Consider the following 16,497-nt stretch of genomic DNA (forward strand, 5'->3'; position numbering starts at 1 on the left):
GAGCCGTATCGCCGGGGCAGGCGCACGCGTCCGTCCCGGCGGTGTCCGGGCGCCGGTCAATGCGCCGCGCCCGCCCCCTTGCTGCGGCCCCCCAAGACTGCGACTCTGAGAGTCCGTCCACTTGTGAACTTGTGAATCGGTTCCCGAACTGCCGATCACCAAGGAGGTGGCTCCATTCATGCTCGTCCGTGACGCCATGAGCACGGTGGTCCTCACCATCGGACCCACGCACACACTCCGCCAGGCGGCCCGGCTGATGGCCGCACGCCGCGTCGGCGCGGCGGTCGTCCTCGACACCGACGCCGACGGCCTGGGCATTCTGACCGAGCGCGACATCCTCGTAGCGGTGGGCACGGGCCAGGACCCCGACCAGGAGACCGCCGGCACCCACACCACCACCGACGTCGTTTTCGCCGCGCCGTCCTGGACCCTGGAGGAGGCTGCGGAGGCCATGTCGCACGGCGGCTTCCGGCACCTGATCGTGATGGACGGTGACGGCGGTCCCGTCGGCATCGTCTCCGTCCGCGACATCATCCGCTGCTGGGCCCCGGCCCGGCGGCACCACTCCACGCTCGTCGGCTAGAGCCCGCCGGCGACCCGCCGCCCGGCGATCGACGAGCGCCGGGGCCCGGCAGCCGCCGACGGACGACGCAGGGAGCCGGGCGACCGGAGGGCACAGACGAGGGCCGGACCCCCCTGGACAGGGATCCGGCCCTCTGTTCTTCGGCAGTCGCCGGTCAGCCGCGAAGGGCCTGGACCGCGGCCTCCAGCCGCTTGCCGAAGTCACCGTCCGCCTGGCGGAAGTTGTCGACCGCCCGCTCGGCGATGTCGTCGCGCGACACCTTCGCGATGAACTGCGAGAGGTTCTCGATCAGCCGGGTCTTCTCGTCCTCCGACATCAGGCGGTAGAGATTGCCCGCCTGCACGAAGTCGTCGTCCTCGGCGTGACGGGGCGCCTCGTGGTTGCCGGTACCGCCGCCGACCGGGGTGGAGACCCACAGCGGACGGTCCGTCTGGAACGGGCCGCCGAAGCTGTTCGGCTCGTAGTTCTTCGCGCCCTTGTGGCGGCCGTCGTACAGGAAGCCGTCACGGCTGTTCGTCCGCGCCTCGGTGGCGTGCGGGCGGTTCACCGGCAGGTGGTCGGCGTTGATGCCGACGCGGTAGCGGTGGGCGTCGCCGTACGCGAAGAGACGGCCCTGGAGCATCTTGTCCGGAGAGGGACCGATGCCCGGCACGAAGTGGGCGGGGCTGAAGATGGACTGCTCGACCTCGGCGAAGATGTTCTCCGGGTTGCGGTTGAGCTCCAGCTTGCCGATCTCGATCGGCGGGTAGTCCTCGTGCGGCCACACCTTGGTGAGGTCGAACGGGTTGAAGCGATAGGTCGCCGCCTCGGCCGCCGGCATGATCTGCACCTGCACGGTCCAGGACGGGAAGTCACCGCGCTCGATGGACTCGCGCAGGTCACGCTGGTGGCTGTCCGGGTCGACACCGGAGAGGCGGTTGGCCTCGTCGGTGGTGAGGTTCTTGATCCCCTGGTCCGTCTTGAAGTGGTACTTGACCCAGAAGACCTCGCCGGCCTCGTTGTTCCACTGGAAGGTGTGCGAGCCGTAGCCGTTCATGTGGCGCAGCGTGGCCGGGATGCCGCGGTCGCCGAAGAGCCAGGTGACCTGGTGCGTCGACTCAGGGCTCAGACTCCAGAAGTCCCAGACGTTGTCCGCCTCCTGGCTGCCGGTGTACGGGTCGCGCTTCTGGGTGTGGATGAAGTCCGGGAACTTGATGGCGTCCTTGATGAAGAACACCGGGGTGTTGTTGCCGACGAGGTCGTAGTTGCCCTCCTCGGTGTAGAACTTCAGCGCGAAGCCGCGGGGGTCACGCACCGCGTCGGCCGAGCCGAGGTTGCCCGCGACGGTCGAGAACCGCAGGAACGTCTCCGTCTGCTTGCCGACCTCGGAGAGGAACTTCGCACGCGTCCACTGCGAGACGTCACGGGTGAGCGTGAACGTGCCGTACGCGCCGGCGCCCCGCGCGTGGACGACGCGCTCCGGAATGCGCTCGCGGTTGAAGTGCGCGAGCTTCTCGAGCAGCGCCTGGTCCTGCACCAGAACAGGACCGCCGACGCCCGCCGTCTCGCTGTTCTGGTTGTCGGCGACCGGAGCCCCGGCCTCCGTGGTGAGCGGTCCCTGCGTCACGTGCGCCTCCTGCGTCATTCCTGCAAGTCCTGTCCCTCAGTGATTGCTGGATCCGACCCTACAATGGACTTTGTCCAAGTCAAGTAAACATCCAATTTCACACTCGGTCGGGACCTGGGACGAGCCACTGTTAGGCTGTTCCTATGAGCGACCTTCTTGAACGGCTTCGCGGACGCGGCTGGCGCATGACTGCCCAGCGGCGTGTCGTGGCAGAGGTCCTCGACGGCGAGCACGTGCATCTGACCGCCGACGAGGTCCACGCGCGGGCGGTGAAGAGGCTGCCCGAGATCTCGCGGGCGACGGTCTACAACACGCTCGGCGAGCTCGTCACCCTCGGCGAGGTCCTGGAAGTCTCCACGGACCACCGCGCCAAGCGGTACGACCCGAACGCCCACCAGCCCCACCAGCACCTCGTCTGCGCCCACTGCGGCGCCATCCGCGATGTGCACCCGGCCGGCAATCCGCTGGCGAGCCTGCCCGACTCCGAGCGCTTCGGCTTCACGATCTCGGACGTCGAGGTGACCTACCGCGGCACCTGCCCGAACTGCGCGGCGGCGTAGCCGGACGACATCGAGAGCCCCGGCACCCGACGGTGCCGGGGCTTTTCGCTGTCCGCGCGCCCCGATCCCCCGGCGACCAGGGGCCGGGGTCCTCGACCCACCGACCGGGTCCCTCCACGCACCGACCGGGCCCACCGATCGCGTCCCTCGACCCGCTGACCGGATTCAGTCCCCTCCGCCCGGGCAGACACACCAGCGATGTGTGCGCGACGGGCGCACACCGCAACGGAGGGAGTGATCGGCCGTGCGCGTGCTCTGGGTGTCCGCCCACCCCGACCCGCGCTCGCTGAACGGGGCACTGCGCGACGAAGGCGTCGCGGTGCTGCGCGAGCGGGGGCACGAAGTCGTCGAGTCGGATCTCTACGCGATGGGCTGGAACCCTGTGGTCGACCACGGTGACTTCGCCCACGACCCGGACAAGCGCCTCGATGTGCTCACCGAGTCCCAGCGCGCCCTGGAGACCGGCACGCTGAGCGAGGACATCCGTCAGGAGCAGGCCAAGCTGCTGTGGGCGGACACGCTGGTCGTGCAGTTCCCCCTGTGGTGGTTCGGCATGCCCGCCATCCTCAAAGGGTGGTTCGACCGGCTGTTCGTCCAGGGCTTCGCCCAGGGTGTGCCGGATCCGGCCACGGGCCGGGCAATGCGCTACGGAGACGGCGGGCTGTCCGGCCGCCGCGCGCTGGTGGTGACGACGGTCGGCGCCAACGCCGCCACGACCGGGCCGCGGGGCATCCACGGCGACATCAACGACGTGCTGTTCCCGATCCTGCACGGCACCCTCTGGTACACCGGCATGGCCGTGGTCCCGCCCCTGGTCGTCAACGGCACCGTGTGCCTGCCGGGACCCGAGTACGAGGCCGCCGCCGGGCGGCTGCGCGAACGGCTCCTCGCCCTTCCGGAGACCGACCCGATTCCCTACCGCCGCCAGAACGGCGGCGACTACGACGAGCACCTCGTCCTGCGTCCCGAGCACGCGCCGGGCGAGGAGGGCATCCGCATCCACTACACGGGCCCCGGACACACCGAACCGTGCGAGACGACGGGCGGCCCGACGGAGGCCGACCGTTGAACGGATTGGGGCCCGGACAGACCGAAGGCCCGGATCCATCAGGATCCGGGCCTTCGGTTTCAGTAGCGGGGACAGGATTTGAACCTGCGACCTCTGGGTTATGAGCCCAGCGAGCTACCGAGCTGCTCCACCCCGCGTCGGTGAACACAACATTACGTCACCCCACTGACCTGAGCAAATCCATAAGCGCCTGTGCGGAGTGAGCTCCGTTACGCGGTGAGCTCCTGGTGCAGCGCGTCCCGCAGCCGGGCAGCACGCTCCGCCACCTCGGCCGGGCCGAGCTCGACGGCACGCGCGCACCAGCGCTGGCCCTCGGTGAGCTCGCCCCTGCGCGCGGCGAGCAGGGCCAGGCGCAGTGCGGCCCGCCCGTGTCCCGCGCGCGCCGCCCGGGTCCACCACAGGGCCGCCTCCCGCTCGTTGCCCTCACGGGCGAGGAGCAGCCCGAGGTTGAAGGCGCCGTTGCGGCTGCCCGCCTCGGCGGCCTCGCGGTACCAGCGGTCCGCCTCCGCCATGTCGCCGCGGGCGGCGGCCAGCATGCCGACCCGCACCTGGGCACGGCGGTGCCCCTGCTCGGCGGCACGCTCGTACCACTCCTCGCACTCGCTCTTCTCCGCCGGCGGCTCGCCGAGCGCGGGTGCGCCCGGGGGCGGCTGACGGGAGTCGAGCAGCGTCGCGAGCCGGAAGGCCGCCTCGGGGCTGCCGCCGCCCGCTGCGCACCGCAGATGCCGCTCGGCGGCCCGGTCGTCGCCGTCGCGGAGCAGCGCTATGCCGACCTGGAGCGCCGCCTCGGTGTGACCCGCGGCCGCGGCCCTGGCGTACCAGACCAGGGCCGTACGGTCGTCGTCCCGGCCGACGTGGAGGATGCCCAGGTTGAAGGCGGCGTCCACGCTGCCGGCCTCGGCCGCCTTGGAGAACCACGGCTCAGCGCCCGTGGCGTCGCCGGACTGCAGCAGCAGCACGGCGAGCGCGTTGGCGGCCTCCCGGTGCCCCGCGTACGCGGCACGGCGGTACCACTGCTCGGCCTGCGCGGTGCGGTCCTGGGCGGCACAGAGCAGCCCCAGGTTGTAGGCGCCGTTGACGTCGCCCGCGTCCATCGCGGCGCGGTACCAGCGCTCGGCGGTCTGCTGCTCGCCGCGGGCGGCGTGCAGGGCGCCCAGGGCGTTGGCGGCGTTGCCGTCGCCCTCCTGGGCAGCGCGCAGCCACCAGACGGCGGCGCTCTCCTCGTCGCCGGCGTCGCGCAGCAGGAAACCGAGCGCGCAGGCGGCACGCGCCTCGCCGTCCTTGGCGGAGGTGAGGTACCAGCGGCCCGCTTCCTTCAGCTCTCCGCGCTTCTCGAGGATGGCGCCGAGGTGCAGCGCGGCCCTGCGGTGTCCCCGTGCGGCAGCCTGCCGGTACCACTGGGCGGCCTCGTCCAGGGTGGTGGGCTCGGGGCCCGCCCGGTCCTCGGGACCGGCGCGACCGGAGGGCGCACCGGTGTCACGGCCACGGCCGCCGGGTGGCGCGCAGGCGCCATCGGCGGCGCTTGTTGCACCGTCGTCCGTGCGGACGACCAGGAGTCCCGCGGTCCCACCGGTGCGGGCCTCGTCCGCCGCCCGGCGCTCCAGCGCGCGGGCAAGCCGGTAGGCCGCTTCACGATGGCCCTGCTCGGCGGCGGCGCGCAGCCAGCGCTCGGCGCCGACATCGCTGCGGTGCTCCAGCAGATCGGCGAGTGCGTACGCCCCCAGGGCGTGGCCCTGCTCCGCGGACTGGCGCAGCCAGTACTCGGCGGCGGGCTCGTCACCCCGCTCGCGGAAGTGGCGTCCGAGGGCGTGCGCGGCGGCGGCCGAACCGGCGACGGCGGCGATACGCCACCAGCCGGCCGCCTCGTCCGCGTAACCGCGCTGGTGGAGCAGGACACCCAGGTTGTTGGCGGCCGCACGGTCGCCCTCGGAGGTGGCGGCCCGCAGATAGGGCTCGGCACCGTCGAGGTCGCCGCGGCGCATCAGCAGCGCGCCGAGCACGCTCATCGACGCGGTGTCGCCGCTCTCCGCCGCACGGCGGTATCGCTCCTCGGCCCCGGCACTCTCCACGGAGTCGGCGCCCTCAGGGGCGCCCACGCCGTCGACCTGGCTCGCGGCAGGAGTGTCCGCGGGGTCGGCAGCGCTGGTCACATCTGCCGCGTTACCGGCATGCTGCTGCACAAACCGCCCTGTCTTCAACAGAGTTGCCCTGTCCCCCATAAATTCCATCGTCGCACCACCTGCAACCCGCGTACACCTGGTATACCGCAGCCAGTAAGGTCACTTCAGCGTTTTGTCGACATGCCCACAGAGAGATAAGTCAAACACGTTGACGGCCAACTCGCCCCACGGCGCGCCCAGTTCCCACCGGCAGCACATACGCACGAAGAGGGCCCGGATCCTCAAAAGGATCCGGGCCCTCTTCGTTTCAGTAGCGGGGACAGGATTTGAACCTGCGACCTCTGGGTTATGAGCCCAGCGAGCTACCGAGCTGCTCCACCCCGCGCCGTTGTGTTGAAACACTATCACGACGCGGAGTGTTGCCTGTTCAGCAGCTACGGGGAGGGGCTGGGACTCGGCCTGCCCTGAGCCGCGTTCAGCCGCTGCAGCGCCGCGTCCAGGTCCTCCTGGGCCCTGCCGTACGCCTCCCAGTCCTTCGGCGTCTTGGCCAGCGCGGCCTCGGCGTCCTGGTGCGCCTTCAGCACGTCGGCGATGGCGCCCTTGAGCGCGGCGTCACCGGTCGCCGGCGGAGGCTTGGTGGTGCCGTCCCCGGGTGGTGTCGGTGGCGTCGTCGTCGGCGGCGGCTCGGCACCATCCTGGGCGAAGACCGCGTCGAGCGCCTCCGTCAGGCTGTCCTTGAAGACCGGCTTGCCTCCGCCGTACGCGACGGCCACCTTCTTCAGCAGCGGATAGTTCGCGCTGCCGCCTCGGGCGTACACCGGCTCGATGTAGAGGAACCCGCCGTCGAGCGGCACCGTCAGCAGGTTTCCGTACTCGATGTCCGAGTCGGTACCTCTCAGGTCCCGTACGAACGTGGCCACTTCGGGCACACCGTTCAGCTCACTCTGCACCTGTGTCGGACCCTGGACGGTCGAGGTGACTCTCAGCAGTCTGATCGTTCCGTAGCCCTTGCTGGTGGCATCGGCGTCGACAGCCATGAACGCACCCAGGTTGGGGCGTCCGGCCGGTGTGAACGTCGTCGTCAGCGAGAACTTCTGCGCCGATTCCCCGGGCATCTTCAGACTCAGGTAGTACGGCGGGACCGCGCTGGTGTCCTTGTTCGTCGGGTCGTCCGGCACCTGCCAGGCGTCACTGCCGCTGTAGAACTGCTCGGGCTCCGTGACGTGGTAGCGGGTGAGCAGCTCGCGCTGGACCTTGAACATGTCCTGCGGGTAGCGCAGATGGGCCTTGAGCTCGGGCGAGATGTCGGCCTTGGGCTTCACCGTGCCCGGGAACGCCTTCATCCAGGTCTTCAGGACGGGGTCCTCGGTGTCCCACTGGAACAGCTTCACGGAGCCGTCGTACGCGTCGACGGTCGCCTTCACCGAGTTCCGGATGTAGTTGACCTGATTCTGCTGGGCGACGACCGCGCGCTGGTTGGTGGTAAGCGAGTCGGTCGTGGTGTCGCCGAGCGTCGTACGCGAGGCGTACGGGTAGCCGTTGGTCGTGGTGTACGCGTCGACGATCCACTGGATACGGCCGTCGACGACCGCCGGGTAGGCGTCGCCGTCGATCGTCAGCCAGGGGGCGACCGCCTCGACGCGCTCCTTGGGGGTGCGGTTGTAAAGAACCCGCGAACCCTCCCCGACAGCACCCGAATACAGGATCTGCGGCTCGCTGAAAGCCACTGCGTACGCGGCGCGGTTCAGCGGGTTGGCGAGGCTGACGCCGCTCTTGCCCTGGTAGCTCGTGTACTTGGTGGGGCCGACGCTGGCCTCGTAGTCGAGCTCCTTCTGCGGACCGCCGACGATCGAGTACTGCTCGGTCTTCTCGCCGTAGTAGATCCGCTGCTCGTACTTCCCGAGCTGGCCCTTGGTGGGCATGCCGGCCTCGGTGAAGTCCGGTGCGCCGACGGTGCCCCGGTTCGGATCGGTGATCACGCTGGTGCCCTTGGCCGAGATCGCGCCGTAGCCGTGGGTGTAGGTGAAGTGGTCGTTGATCCAGTTGCTCTTCGGGATGCCCGTGATGTTGAGCTCGCGCAGACCGATGACCGTGTCCTGCGGCTTGCCGTCGGGGCCGGTGTACCGGTCGACGTCCAGCGTCGCGGGGAACTGGTAGTACTTGCGCTCCTGCTGGAGCTGCTGGAAGGCGGGCGAGACGACGTTGGAGTCGACGACGCGGTAACTCGCGGCCGACGTGGCCGCTTCGCGCTGCTGCGCCTTCCGCTGCGGGTTGCCCTTGCCCTCGTAGTCCTCGGGCTTGGCGCTGTCGATGCCGTACGCCTTGCGCGTGGCATCGATGTTCTTCTTGATGTACGGACTTTCCTTGGCCTGCTCGTTCGGCTGGACCTGGAACTTCTGCACGATCGCCGGGTAGAGACCGCCGATGAGGATCGCGGACAGGACCATCAGGCCGAAGCCGATGACGGGCAGCTGCCACGTACGCCGCCAGAGCGTCGCGAAGAAGAGCAGGGCGCAGATGACCGCGATGCAGAACAGGATCGTCTTCGCCGGCAGATAGGCGTTGGCGTCCACGTACCGCAGGCCTGTCCAGTTCCCCGTGGCCTTGAAGTCACTGGACTTCACCGCGAGGCCGTACCGGTCGAGCCAGTACGCCACGGCCTTCAGCGAGACGAAGACACCGAGCAGCACCGAGAGGTGGCCGGTGGCCGCCGCGGTCGCCCGGGCGCCGGGGCTCGTGATGCGCAGCCCGCCGTACAGGTAGTGCGTCAACGCGGCGGCGATCAGGCAGAGCACGGCGGCTGCGAAACCGAAGCCGAGCAGGAAGCGGTACCACGGCAGGTCGAACGCGTAGAAGGACACGTCCATCTTGAACTGCGGGTCCTTCTGGCCGAAGGGCACGCCGTTGACCCACATCAGCCAGGTGCGCCACTGACCGGTGGCGGACGCTCCGGCGATCAGCCCGACCAGAGCGGTGATCGCGAGGAGCACCCACTTCTTGTACGGGGCGATGCTCATGCGGTACCGGTCGAGGCTCTGCTGCTCCAGCGACATCGCACTGAGCGGCGGGCGCAGCCGGTGCGCGAGCCAGATGTTCAGCCCGACGGCTCCCGCCATGAGCAGACCGAAGACGGCGAACAGCCCGATCTTGGTCCACAGGGTGGTGGTGAACACCGAGGAGTAGTGGACTGAGCGGTACCAGAGCCAGTCCGTCCAGAACCCGGCGAACATAACGAACGCCATGGCCAGCACGGCCAGCACGGCCAGTGTCATGAGCAAAGTGCGGACGCGCCGGGACGGCCGGCCCACTCTCATCCGTGGCCCGGTCGGGCCTCCGCCGCGGTCCGGCATCTGGAAAGCCAACGTGCGCACCTCGAAGTTCGCGGTCGTGTGAAAAGGGCCCCGCGATCGTAGAGCCCACTACTGCAACTTACTGAGGCTTTACCTAGTTCCCGTATCGGGGCCGGAAGGAGGCAGGATATTGGGCATGCCCAATAGTTCTTCCTCCGGCCCCCCGATGGCCGCCGCCCCACTGACCCGCGCCGTGCTCGAAATCGACGAGTACGCCTCCGGTCTCGGCTGGGACCGGCCGGCCCGGCTGTTCGCCCTCGTCGACACCGCACAGCTGCGCACCCAGGAGCCCGGCCTCGCCGGGCAACTCGGACTCGACGACGACGCCGCCGGCGCTCCGCTGACCCCGATCGAGCAGGACGAGATTCCCGCCGGCACTCCCCTGGACGAGTTCCTCGGCACCATCGCGTGGCCGGACGCGGTGGTCGGATGCGCGCTGACCGTGGAGCGCCAGATGCTCCCCGCGTCGGCGGAGGCGTCGGTCCCCGAAGGTCTCGACGACGCCGCCCTCACCAAGTGGGTGGCCGCTCATCCGGCCCGACAGGAGGTGCGCATGACCGTGGCGGTGCTCCGCGACGGCGCCCGTGAGTCTGCGCTGCGACTGCGCGAGAAGGACTCCGCCACCGAGGTGTTGACGGGCTCGGACCTGGTGCCGGGTCTGGCGGAAGCGCTGTCGGCGACGTTCGAGTCGTAAGGGTCCGGGTCCGTCGGACGGCGCGCGTTCGCCGCGTTGCCGTCTGGCGGGGCCGTACTCAGCCGGTCGTGCAGCTCGGCAGCCCTGCCGTGCTGCCCGACCTGATCTTCGCCAGCGACTTCGCGGCGTCCTCGATGGTGTTGACCTTCACGAGCGTCAGCCCGTCGGGGATGTCCGAGGCGGCCGACGCGCAGTTGTCGTTCGGCGTCAGGAAGTACTCCGCCCCCGCGTTCCGGGCGCCCACCAGCTTCATCTCGATGCCACCGATGGGACCGACCTTGCCCTCGTCGTCGATGGTGCCGGTGCCCGCGACGAAATTGCCGCCGGTGAGGTCTCCGGCGGTGAGCTTGTCGACGATGCCCAGCGCGAACATCAGACCGGCGCTGGGGCCGCCCACATCGGCGAGGTTGATGTCGATCGTGAACGGGAACGTGTGGTCGGTCCCGGCCTGGATGCCCACGATCGCGCGGTTGCCGGTGTCCGACGTGGTCGTGGTGATCGTGACCTTCTCGGTGGCGTCCGGCTCCTTGCCCGCCTTCTCGGCGGCGGCAGCGGCCTTCGCCGGGACGATCGTGAAGACGACCTTCTCCCCGGGCTTGTGCTTGGTGACCAGCTTGGCGACATCGGCCGGCTGCTCGACGGCGGCACCGTCCACGGCGCGGATCACGTCGCCCGCGTGCAGCCGGTCCTCGGAGGGCGTGTCCTTGATGACCGTGGAGACGACGACCCGCGACTGCACCGGGATCTTCAGCTGCTTCAGCGCGGCAACTTTCGCGCTTTCCTGCGACTGGGTGAACTCCTCGGCGTTCTCCTGTGTCGACTGCTGTTCGGTCTTGCCGTCCGGGTAGAGCGTGTCGTGCGGAACGACCACGTTGTCGTGGGCCAGCCAGCCGTAGACGGCCTCGACGAAGTTCATGTTGTAGTCCGCACCGGTGACCCGGACCGTCGTCATGTTGAGATGACCGGTCGTCGGGTAGGTCTTGCGTCCGGAGATCGCCAGCACCGGCTCACCGCGCGCCTCGCCGAGCGTGTTGACGGTGGGGCCGGGCGACATCTCCGAATACGGCACTTTGATGAACACCCCGGCGCACAGAAGTGCGATCAGAACGAGGGTGGAGGCGAGCATCGTCGCGGTGCGGCGTGGCATGGAACGACAGTACGGGACGGGCCTGTCAGCGCACCGCCGGGGCCGGTCCGTACGGGGCAGGAAGGCCACTGCGCACGGACGGCGTGAGAGTCAGGACTGCGTCAGGCGGCATCTCTGCCGGTGCCCGCTTTTTCCATCGCGTCGCGGAACCGCGCGTAGCCGGCGAGCTCGGCCACGTCACCGGTTGTCCGGTTCCGCTGGGCCCAGCTTCCCCATATCGCAGCACCGACGGCAGCGAACAGCGGAATCAACAACCAGGCGAGTGCTGCCATCACGACCTCCCTACCCCATGATCGAAAGCAACTGAGTGATCAGCAGATTAGCCATCTGCCAGTTCAACGCTCACGGCAGGGTGGCGGTTACGCAAATCGGGCCGCTTGGGCGGTTCTCAGGTTTCGGGCGGGCTGCGGGAGCGCTGCGCAGCGCCACGCGCGCCGCGGCGTCGTGACCGCCCGGCTGCACCGCCCCGCTGCCGTCCGTCGGGTACCCGTGGTCGCGGCGGTTACGCCGAGGCCGCATCGCCCACGGCACGGAACAGGACCCGGGTCCGGACGCTCACGGAAGGGAGGACAACGCACTCCGGCCGGACCGCTCAGGGCCGAGTGCGCACCAATCGGGGATCGAGCGGATCGGGAACCGGCAGGCCTACGCGCCCACCCACTCCTCGTTGCCGTCGGAGAACTTCTGGTGCTTCCAGATCGGCACCTCGTGCTTGAGATCGTCGATCAGCTTGCGGCACGCCTCGAACGCCTCCCCACGATGCGGGCAGGACACCGCGACGACGACCGCGAGGTCCCCGATGGCGAGATCCCCGACCCGGTGCACCGCCGCCAGCGCCCGGACCGGGTAGCGGGCGACGACCTGGTCCGCGATCCGGCGCATCTCGGCCTCGGCCGACGGGTGGCAGGAGTACCCCAGGGTGTCCACGTCGGAGCCGCCGTCGTGATTGCGCACGGTGCCGACGAACAGTGCGGTGCCTCCCGAGGCGTCGTCACCGACGGCCGCGAAGACCTCGTCGACGGAGAGCGGGGTGTCGCGGATCGCGAGAAGGCGGACGGGGTCCGCAGCCGCCTGCTCGCCCGGGTGCTCGTGCATACGTGCCATGCCGGCCATCGTGCCTCATGCCACTGACATCGCGGAACAGCCCGATCGACCTGCCCGCCGCGCCCCCCCTTGGAGCCTCCTACAGCCGGCGGCGCGCCTTGCGGGCCCGGCGGACCAGCGCGGCCGTGCCGAGCAGGGCGACCGTCGCGCCGGCGGCACCCGCCGCGGTCGCGTCCTTGCGGCCGAGCCGGCGGCCCACGACCGTGTGCCGGCCCTCCACCTCTTCGAGCAGCGCCGCCAGGACCTCCTCGTTGGTCCACTGCGGACGCCAGCCCGCGTCGTGCAGCCGGCTCACGCTGACGACCCAGGGGTGCATCGTGTACGCGAGATCGCCCGCCGGGGATGGAGTGAGGCCGATCCGGTGCAGCCGGGCGGCGGCGCCCAGGGCGACGGCCGAGGGCAGCTCCATGCGACGGATGCCGCTGAGCTCCTCGACCTCCTCCTGCTCCAGCCAGCCGTCGCAGCCGACGGCGAGCTCGCCGTCCACCTTCTCCAAAGCCGCGTACTCCAGCGCGCTCACCAGGTCGTCGACGTGGCAGAACTGCCAGGTGGGACGCGATCCGGTGACCACGAGAAGGCGCGGCGACTCGAAGTAGCGGGTGAGCGCGGTGTCGGTACCGCCCACCAGGACGGCGGGTCTGACCACCGTGACGTTGAGTCCCGGGTGCGCGCGCGGAGCCCGGCGGGCGAGCCGCTCGATCTCCATCAGGTCTCCGACGCCGGTGGCCTCGGCGGTGGCGCGCAGCTCGGCGTCCTCCGACAGCGGGATGTCGTTGTCGGGCAGTGCCCCGTAGACCATGGCGGACGTGCAGAGCACGACCCGGTGCACACCGGCGGCCGCTGCCGCGGTGAGCACGGTCTGGGTGCCGCGCACGTTGTAGGCGGTGCGGGCGGCCGCGTCGGACTCCAGATCGAGATCGAGAGCCAGGTGCACGACCACATCGGCGCCGCGCAGCTTCTCCGCGATGGCGGGGTCGCGCACGTCGAGGATGTGCCACTGTGCCTCGGCGACCTCTCCCCTGCGCTCGTCGATCGCGACGACCTGCTTGACCTCGGCGGAGTCGGCGAGCCGCCGGGCGAGCAGTTCACCGATGCCGGTGGCGGCGCCGGTGACCGCGATGACGGGGCCCCGGCCTGCGGGCCCCTCGCCCGGGGTCGGGGTTGAGCGGTTTCGCGCTCCGCGAACCTGCGGATCTGGGGAACTCACCAGGCGTCTCCAGCGGTTGTCTTCAGTACGTAAGCGAATGACACGTACGTACCAGGTGGCGTCCATCCTGCCGCAGCCCACGAGTCGGCGGAGCACCGAGCCCATATGCGGCGCGGATGTCTACGCTGGTGGTGTTGTCGGGCATTCGCCGTCGGCCCGGAGCCGGCGGCCCTACGAGCCGAGGAAACCCGTGAGTGACACCCCATTCGGATTCGGCCTTCCGCCGGAGGAGCCGGAGAACGGCGACGAGGGCAAGAAGAAGGATCCCGCCGGCGGTGGCCAGGGCGGGCAGGCCTCCAATCCCTTCGGATTCGGGGGCGACGGCGGCGACAATCCGTTCGCGGCCATGTTCGGCTCCCTGAATCCGAACGATCTGGGTGCGGCCTTCCAGCAGCTCGGGCAGATGCTGAGCTACGAGGGCGGACCGGTGAACTGGGACATGGCGCAGCAGATCGCGCGCCAGACCGTCTCCCAGGGCACGCCGGACGGCACCAAGGACGAGAGCGTGGGCCCCGCCGAGCGGACGGCGGTCGAGGAGGCCGTTCGTCTGGCCGATCTCTGGCTGGACGGCGTGACCTCGCTCCCCTCCGGAGCGAGCACGGCCGTCGCGTGGAGCCGTGCCGAGTGGGTGGAGGCGACACTTCCGGCGTGGAAGCAGCTCGTCGATCCGGTCGCCGAGCGCGTCGGCCTGGCCATGGGTGATGTGCTGCCCGAGGAGATGCAGGCCATGGCTGGTCCGCTGCTCGGGATGATGCGCTCCATGGGCGGAGCGATGTTCGGCCAGCAGATCGGTCAGGCCGTCGGTGTCCTGGCCGGTGAGGTGGTCGGCTCGACGGACATCGGTCTGCCGCTCGGCCCCGCCGGCAAGGCCGCGCTGCTCCCGCTGAACGTCGCGGCGCTCGGCAAGGACCTCGGAGTCTCGAAGGACGAGGTGCGGCTGTATCTGGCCCTGCGCGAGGCCGCCCACCAGCGGCTCTTCGCCCATGTGCCGTGGCTGCGCTCGCATCTGTTCGGCGCGGTCGAGGGGTACGCCCGGGGGATCAAGGTCGACACCAGCAAGCTGGAAGACGTGGTCGGCCAGTTCGACCCGAGCAACCCTGAGCAGCTGCAGGAGGCCCTCCAGCAGGGCATGTTCCAGCCGGAGGACACCCCGCAGCAGAAGGCGGCGCTGGCCCGTCTGGAGACGGCGCTCGCGCTGGTCGAGGGCTGGGTCGACGCGGTCGTCCACGAGGCGGCCTCGTCCCGGCTGACCTCGGCGAGCGCCCTGCGCGAGACGCTGCGCAGGCGGCGTGCGTCCGGCGGCCCCGCCGAGCAGACCTTTGCGACGCTGATCGGTCTTCAGCTGCGTCCGCGGCGGCTTCGGGACGCCTCCCGGCTCTGGGCCTCGCTCACGGACGCGCGGGGTGTGGACGGGCGGGACGCCCTGTGGGAGCACCCGGACATGCTGCCGACCGCGTCGGACCTGGACGACCCGGACGGCTTCGTCCACCGCGAGCAGCTCGACTTCTCGGAGCTGGACAAGATGCTCGGTGAGGCGGCGACCAAGGGCGGCGGCCGGAGCGACACCGGTCCGGCGGACGCTCCCGGCGCCAAGGGCGCGGACGACAAGGGCCCGAAGGACAAGGGTCCGGACGACAAGAGTCCGGACAGCGGGACGGACGGCAAGGACGACTCCGACCGGTGAGCCTGCACGACGACGCCGTCCTCGTACTGAAGAGCTACGAGGACCAGGAGGAACTGCGCGGGCGCTACCTGGACCATCTGGACGCGCACCCGGACGGAATGTGGAAGGCCTGCGAGGCGGGTCATGTGACGGCGAGCGCGCTGGTCGTCGACGCGGAGAGCGGGCGGGTCCTGCTGACGCTGCACAAGAAGCTCGGCATGTGGCTGCAGATGGGCGGCCACTGCGAGCCCGGTGACACGACGCTGGCTTCCGCTGCGCTTCGGGAGGCCACCGAGGAGTCCGGGATCGGCGGCCTGGCGTTGCTTCCGGGCGGCCCGATCCGCCTGGACCGCCATGCGATTCCGTCGCCCTGCAACTGGCACCTGGACGTCCAGTACGCGGCGCTGGCTCCCGCCGGAGCCGTGGAGGAGATCAGCGACGAGTCGCTGGATCTGCGCTGGTTCGCCTACGCCGAGGTGCCGAACGTGGCCGACGAGTCCGTCGTGCGGCTGGTGGAGCGGACACGGGCCGCGTTGGCAGCGCGCACGGTGCTGTAGGCAGATACGGGTAAGGGCGGCCTCCAGGGAGGCCGCCCCTTACGCGCGCGCGGCACCGCGCATGGGTGCCGCGGGGTTGCTCAGTTCCAGGCGTTGTTCTGGTTCTGGGCGTGCGAGCCGTGCTGGCCCGCACCGAACTGGGCGCGCAGGCCCTGTCCGATCTCCGCGTTCTGCGGCGGCATGACCTCGCTCGGCTGCACCAGCGCGAAGCCCTGGCCGAGGAAGTTGAGCTCCCATCCCTCGCCGGTGTTGCCGCGCCTGCGCCGGACGCCCGAGGAGTGCGTCTGGGCCTGCATCTGCACGCGCAGCCCGGACGACCAGGCGACGATCGCGTCGGCGTCGACATTGACGTACTTGTCCGGGGTGACGTGCATCATCAGCGGCTGACCAGAGGTCATGAGCGCGACCTTGCCCCGGCCGGAGATGTTGAGCTGGTACTTGCCCGAGCCGGAGATCCCGTACTGACTGTCGACCGCGATGACCTCGGTGTGCAGCGTCGAGTCGAGCGCCAGGACATAGGCGCTGTCGACCGTCATGCCCTCCTGGTCGACGTCGACGACATGGATGTACTGGGCGAGGTTCGCGAGGTACACGGTGCCCTGTCCGGAACAGCGCATCAGGTCCAGGCCCTCGCCGGTGTTGGCGCGGGCGCGGCGCTGCTGACCGCTCTGGTACTCCCCGTCGAAGTCCATCAGCCCCTGGTAGGCGACCATCGCGCCCTTGCGGGCGAGGACGTCGTCCTGCCCGGTGAGCGCGACCCGCAGCAGCTGCGGGTTCTGGACGACGTAGCGCTCCTGGGACTGCTGTTCGGCGTAGTTGAAAAGTGGGCTCTGCATG

Annotated in this window: 14 protein-coding genes and 2 tRNA genes; 6 read left to right on the forward strand and 10 right to left on the reverse strand. The window is 70.0% G+C overall.

The features are described from left to right. The first annotated feature begins 178 nt into the window (after positions 1-178). On the forward strand, positions 179-583 hold the full coding sequence (locus ABTX78_RS33250) for a CBS domain-containing protein (protein ID WP_352210507.1): 405 nt from the start codon (positions 179-181) through the stop codon (positions 581-583). A gap of 154 nt (positions 584-737) precedes the next feature. Here ABTX78_RS33250 and ABTX78_RS33255 read toward each other — a convergent pair whose 3' ends face one another. Further along, positions 738-2,207 (reverse strand): catalase, encoded by a 1,470-nt coding sequence (locus ABTX78_RS33255; protein WP_352210508.1) that lies wholly within the window; start codon positions 2,205-2,207, stop codon positions 738-740. A 125-nt stretch (positions 2,208-2,332) separates the two neighbouring features. Here ABTX78_RS33255 and ABTX78_RS33260 point away from each other — a divergent pair, with 125 nt between their 5' ends. Together ABTX78_RS33260 and ABTX78_RS33265 are read left to right on the forward strand one after the other, a co-directional pair. Continuing rightward, a complete protein-coding gene (locus tag ABTX78_RS33260) occupies positions 2,333-2,749 on the forward strand; it encodes a Fur family transcriptional regulator (protein WP_352210509.1) in 417 nt (138 codons plus the stop codon). 244 nt (positions 2,750-2,993) lie between these two features. Further along, positions 2,994-3,818 carry an NAD(P)H-dependent oxidoreductase gene (locus tag ABTX78_RS33265; protein WP_352210510.1) on the forward strand — a complete coding sequence of 275 codons (825 nt, stop codon included), beginning with the start codon at positions 2,994-2,996 and terminating at the stop codon, positions 3,816-3,818. 63 nt (positions 3,819-3,881) lie between these two features. On the opposite strand, the gene ABTX78_RS33270 is transcribed toward ABTX78_RS33265, so the two are convergent. From ABTX78_RS33270 to ABTX78_RS33285, 4 genes are all read right to left on the reverse strand, one after another. Further along, a tRNA-Met gene (locus ABTX78_RS33270) sits at positions 3,882-3,955 on the reverse strand. 72 nt (positions 3,956-4,027) lie between these two features. Beyond that, complete coding sequence (locus ABTX78_RS33275; protein ID WP_352210511.1) at positions 4,028-6,046, reverse strand: tetratricopeptide repeat protein; 2,019 nt, start codon at positions 6,044-6,046, stop codon at positions 4,028-4,030. A gap of 203 nt (positions 6,047-6,249) precedes the next feature. After that, positions 6,250-6,323 (reverse strand) — tRNA-Met (locus ABTX78_RS33280). A 49-nt stretch (positions 6,324-6,372) separates the two neighbouring features. Continuing rightward, a complete protein-coding gene (locus ABTX78_RS33285) occupies positions 6,373-9,288 on the reverse strand; it encodes a UPF0182 family membrane protein (protein WP_352210535.1) in 2,916 nt (971 codons plus the stop codon). A 136-nt stretch (positions 9,289-9,424) separates the two neighbouring features. Between ABTX78_RS33285 and ABTX78_RS33290 the strand changes: the two genes are divergently transcribed. Continuing rightward, the gene (locus tag ABTX78_RS33290) at positions 9,425-9,982 is read left to right on the forward strand and encodes a PPA1309 family protein (RefSeq protein ID WP_352210512.1); all 558 of its coding nucleotides are present in this window, start codon (positions 9,425-9,427) and stop codon (positions 9,980-9,982) included. A 58-nt stretch (positions 9,983-10,040) separates the two neighbouring features. Here the strand turns inward: ABTX78_RS33290 and ABTX78_RS33295 are convergent, their stop codons facing one another. The 4 genes from ABTX78_RS33295 to ABTX78_RS33310 all read right to left on the reverse strand — a co-directional run bounded on the left by ABTX78_RS33295 (position 10,041) and on the right by ABTX78_RS33310 (position 13,440). Beyond that, on the reverse strand, positions 10,041-11,129 hold the full coding sequence (locus tag ABTX78_RS33295; protein ID WP_352210513.1) for a YlbL family protein: 1,089 nt from the start codon (positions 11,127-11,129) through the stop codon (positions 10,041-10,043). Between the two features lie 101 nt (positions 11,130-11,230). Next, positions 11,231-11,401 carry a hypothetical protein gene (locus ABTX78_RS33300; RefSeq protein WP_352210514.1) on the reverse strand — a complete coding sequence of 57 codons (171 nt, stop codon included), beginning with the start codon at positions 11,399-11,401 and terminating at the stop codon, positions 11,231-11,233. 373 nt (positions 11,402-11,774) lie between these two features. Continuing rightward, a complete protein-coding gene (locus ABTX78_RS33305) occupies positions 11,775-12,233 on the reverse strand; it encodes a molybdenum cofactor biosynthesis protein MoaE (protein WP_352210515.1) in 459 nt (152 codons plus the stop codon). Positions 12,234-12,312: 79 nt separating this feature from the next. Beyond that, complete coding sequence (locus ABTX78_RS33310) at positions 12,313-13,440, reverse strand: SDR family oxidoreductase (RefSeq protein WP_352210516.1); 1,128 nt, start codon at positions 13,438-13,440, stop codon at positions 12,313-12,315. A 190-nt stretch (positions 13,441-13,630) separates the two neighbouring features. Between ABTX78_RS33310 and ABTX78_RS33315 the strand changes: the two genes are divergently transcribed. Together ABTX78_RS33315 and ABTX78_RS33320 are read left to right on the forward strand one after the other, a co-directional pair. Continuing rightward, the gene (locus tag ABTX78_RS33315) at positions 13,631-15,124 is read left to right on the forward strand and encodes a zinc-dependent metalloprotease (protein ID WP_352210517.1); all 1,494 of its coding nucleotides are present in this window, start codon (positions 13,631-13,633) and stop codon (positions 15,122-15,124) included. Continuing rightward, a complete protein-coding gene (locus tag ABTX78_RS33320; RefSeq protein ID WP_352210518.1) occupies positions 15,121-15,660 on the forward strand; it encodes an NUDIX hydrolase in 540 nt (179 codons plus the stop codon). The genes ABTX78_RS33315 and ABTX78_RS33320 overlap by 4 nt, the downstream gene beginning before the upstream one ends. A gap of 80 nt (positions 15,661-15,740) precedes the next feature. On the opposite strand, the gene ABTX78_RS33325 is transcribed toward ABTX78_RS33320, so the two are convergent. After that, on the reverse strand, positions 15,741-16,496 hold the full coding sequence (locus tag ABTX78_RS33325) for an AIM24 family protein (protein ID WP_352210519.1): 756 nt from the start codon (positions 16,494-16,496) through the stop codon (positions 15,741-15,743). Between the last annotated feature and the right edge of the window lies 1 nt (position 16,497).

The sequence above is a fragment of the Streptomyces sp. NPDC096193 genome (assembly GCF_040302905.1).
GTDB lineage: Bacteria > Actinomycetota > Actinomycetes > Streptomycetales > Streptomycetaceae > Streptomyces.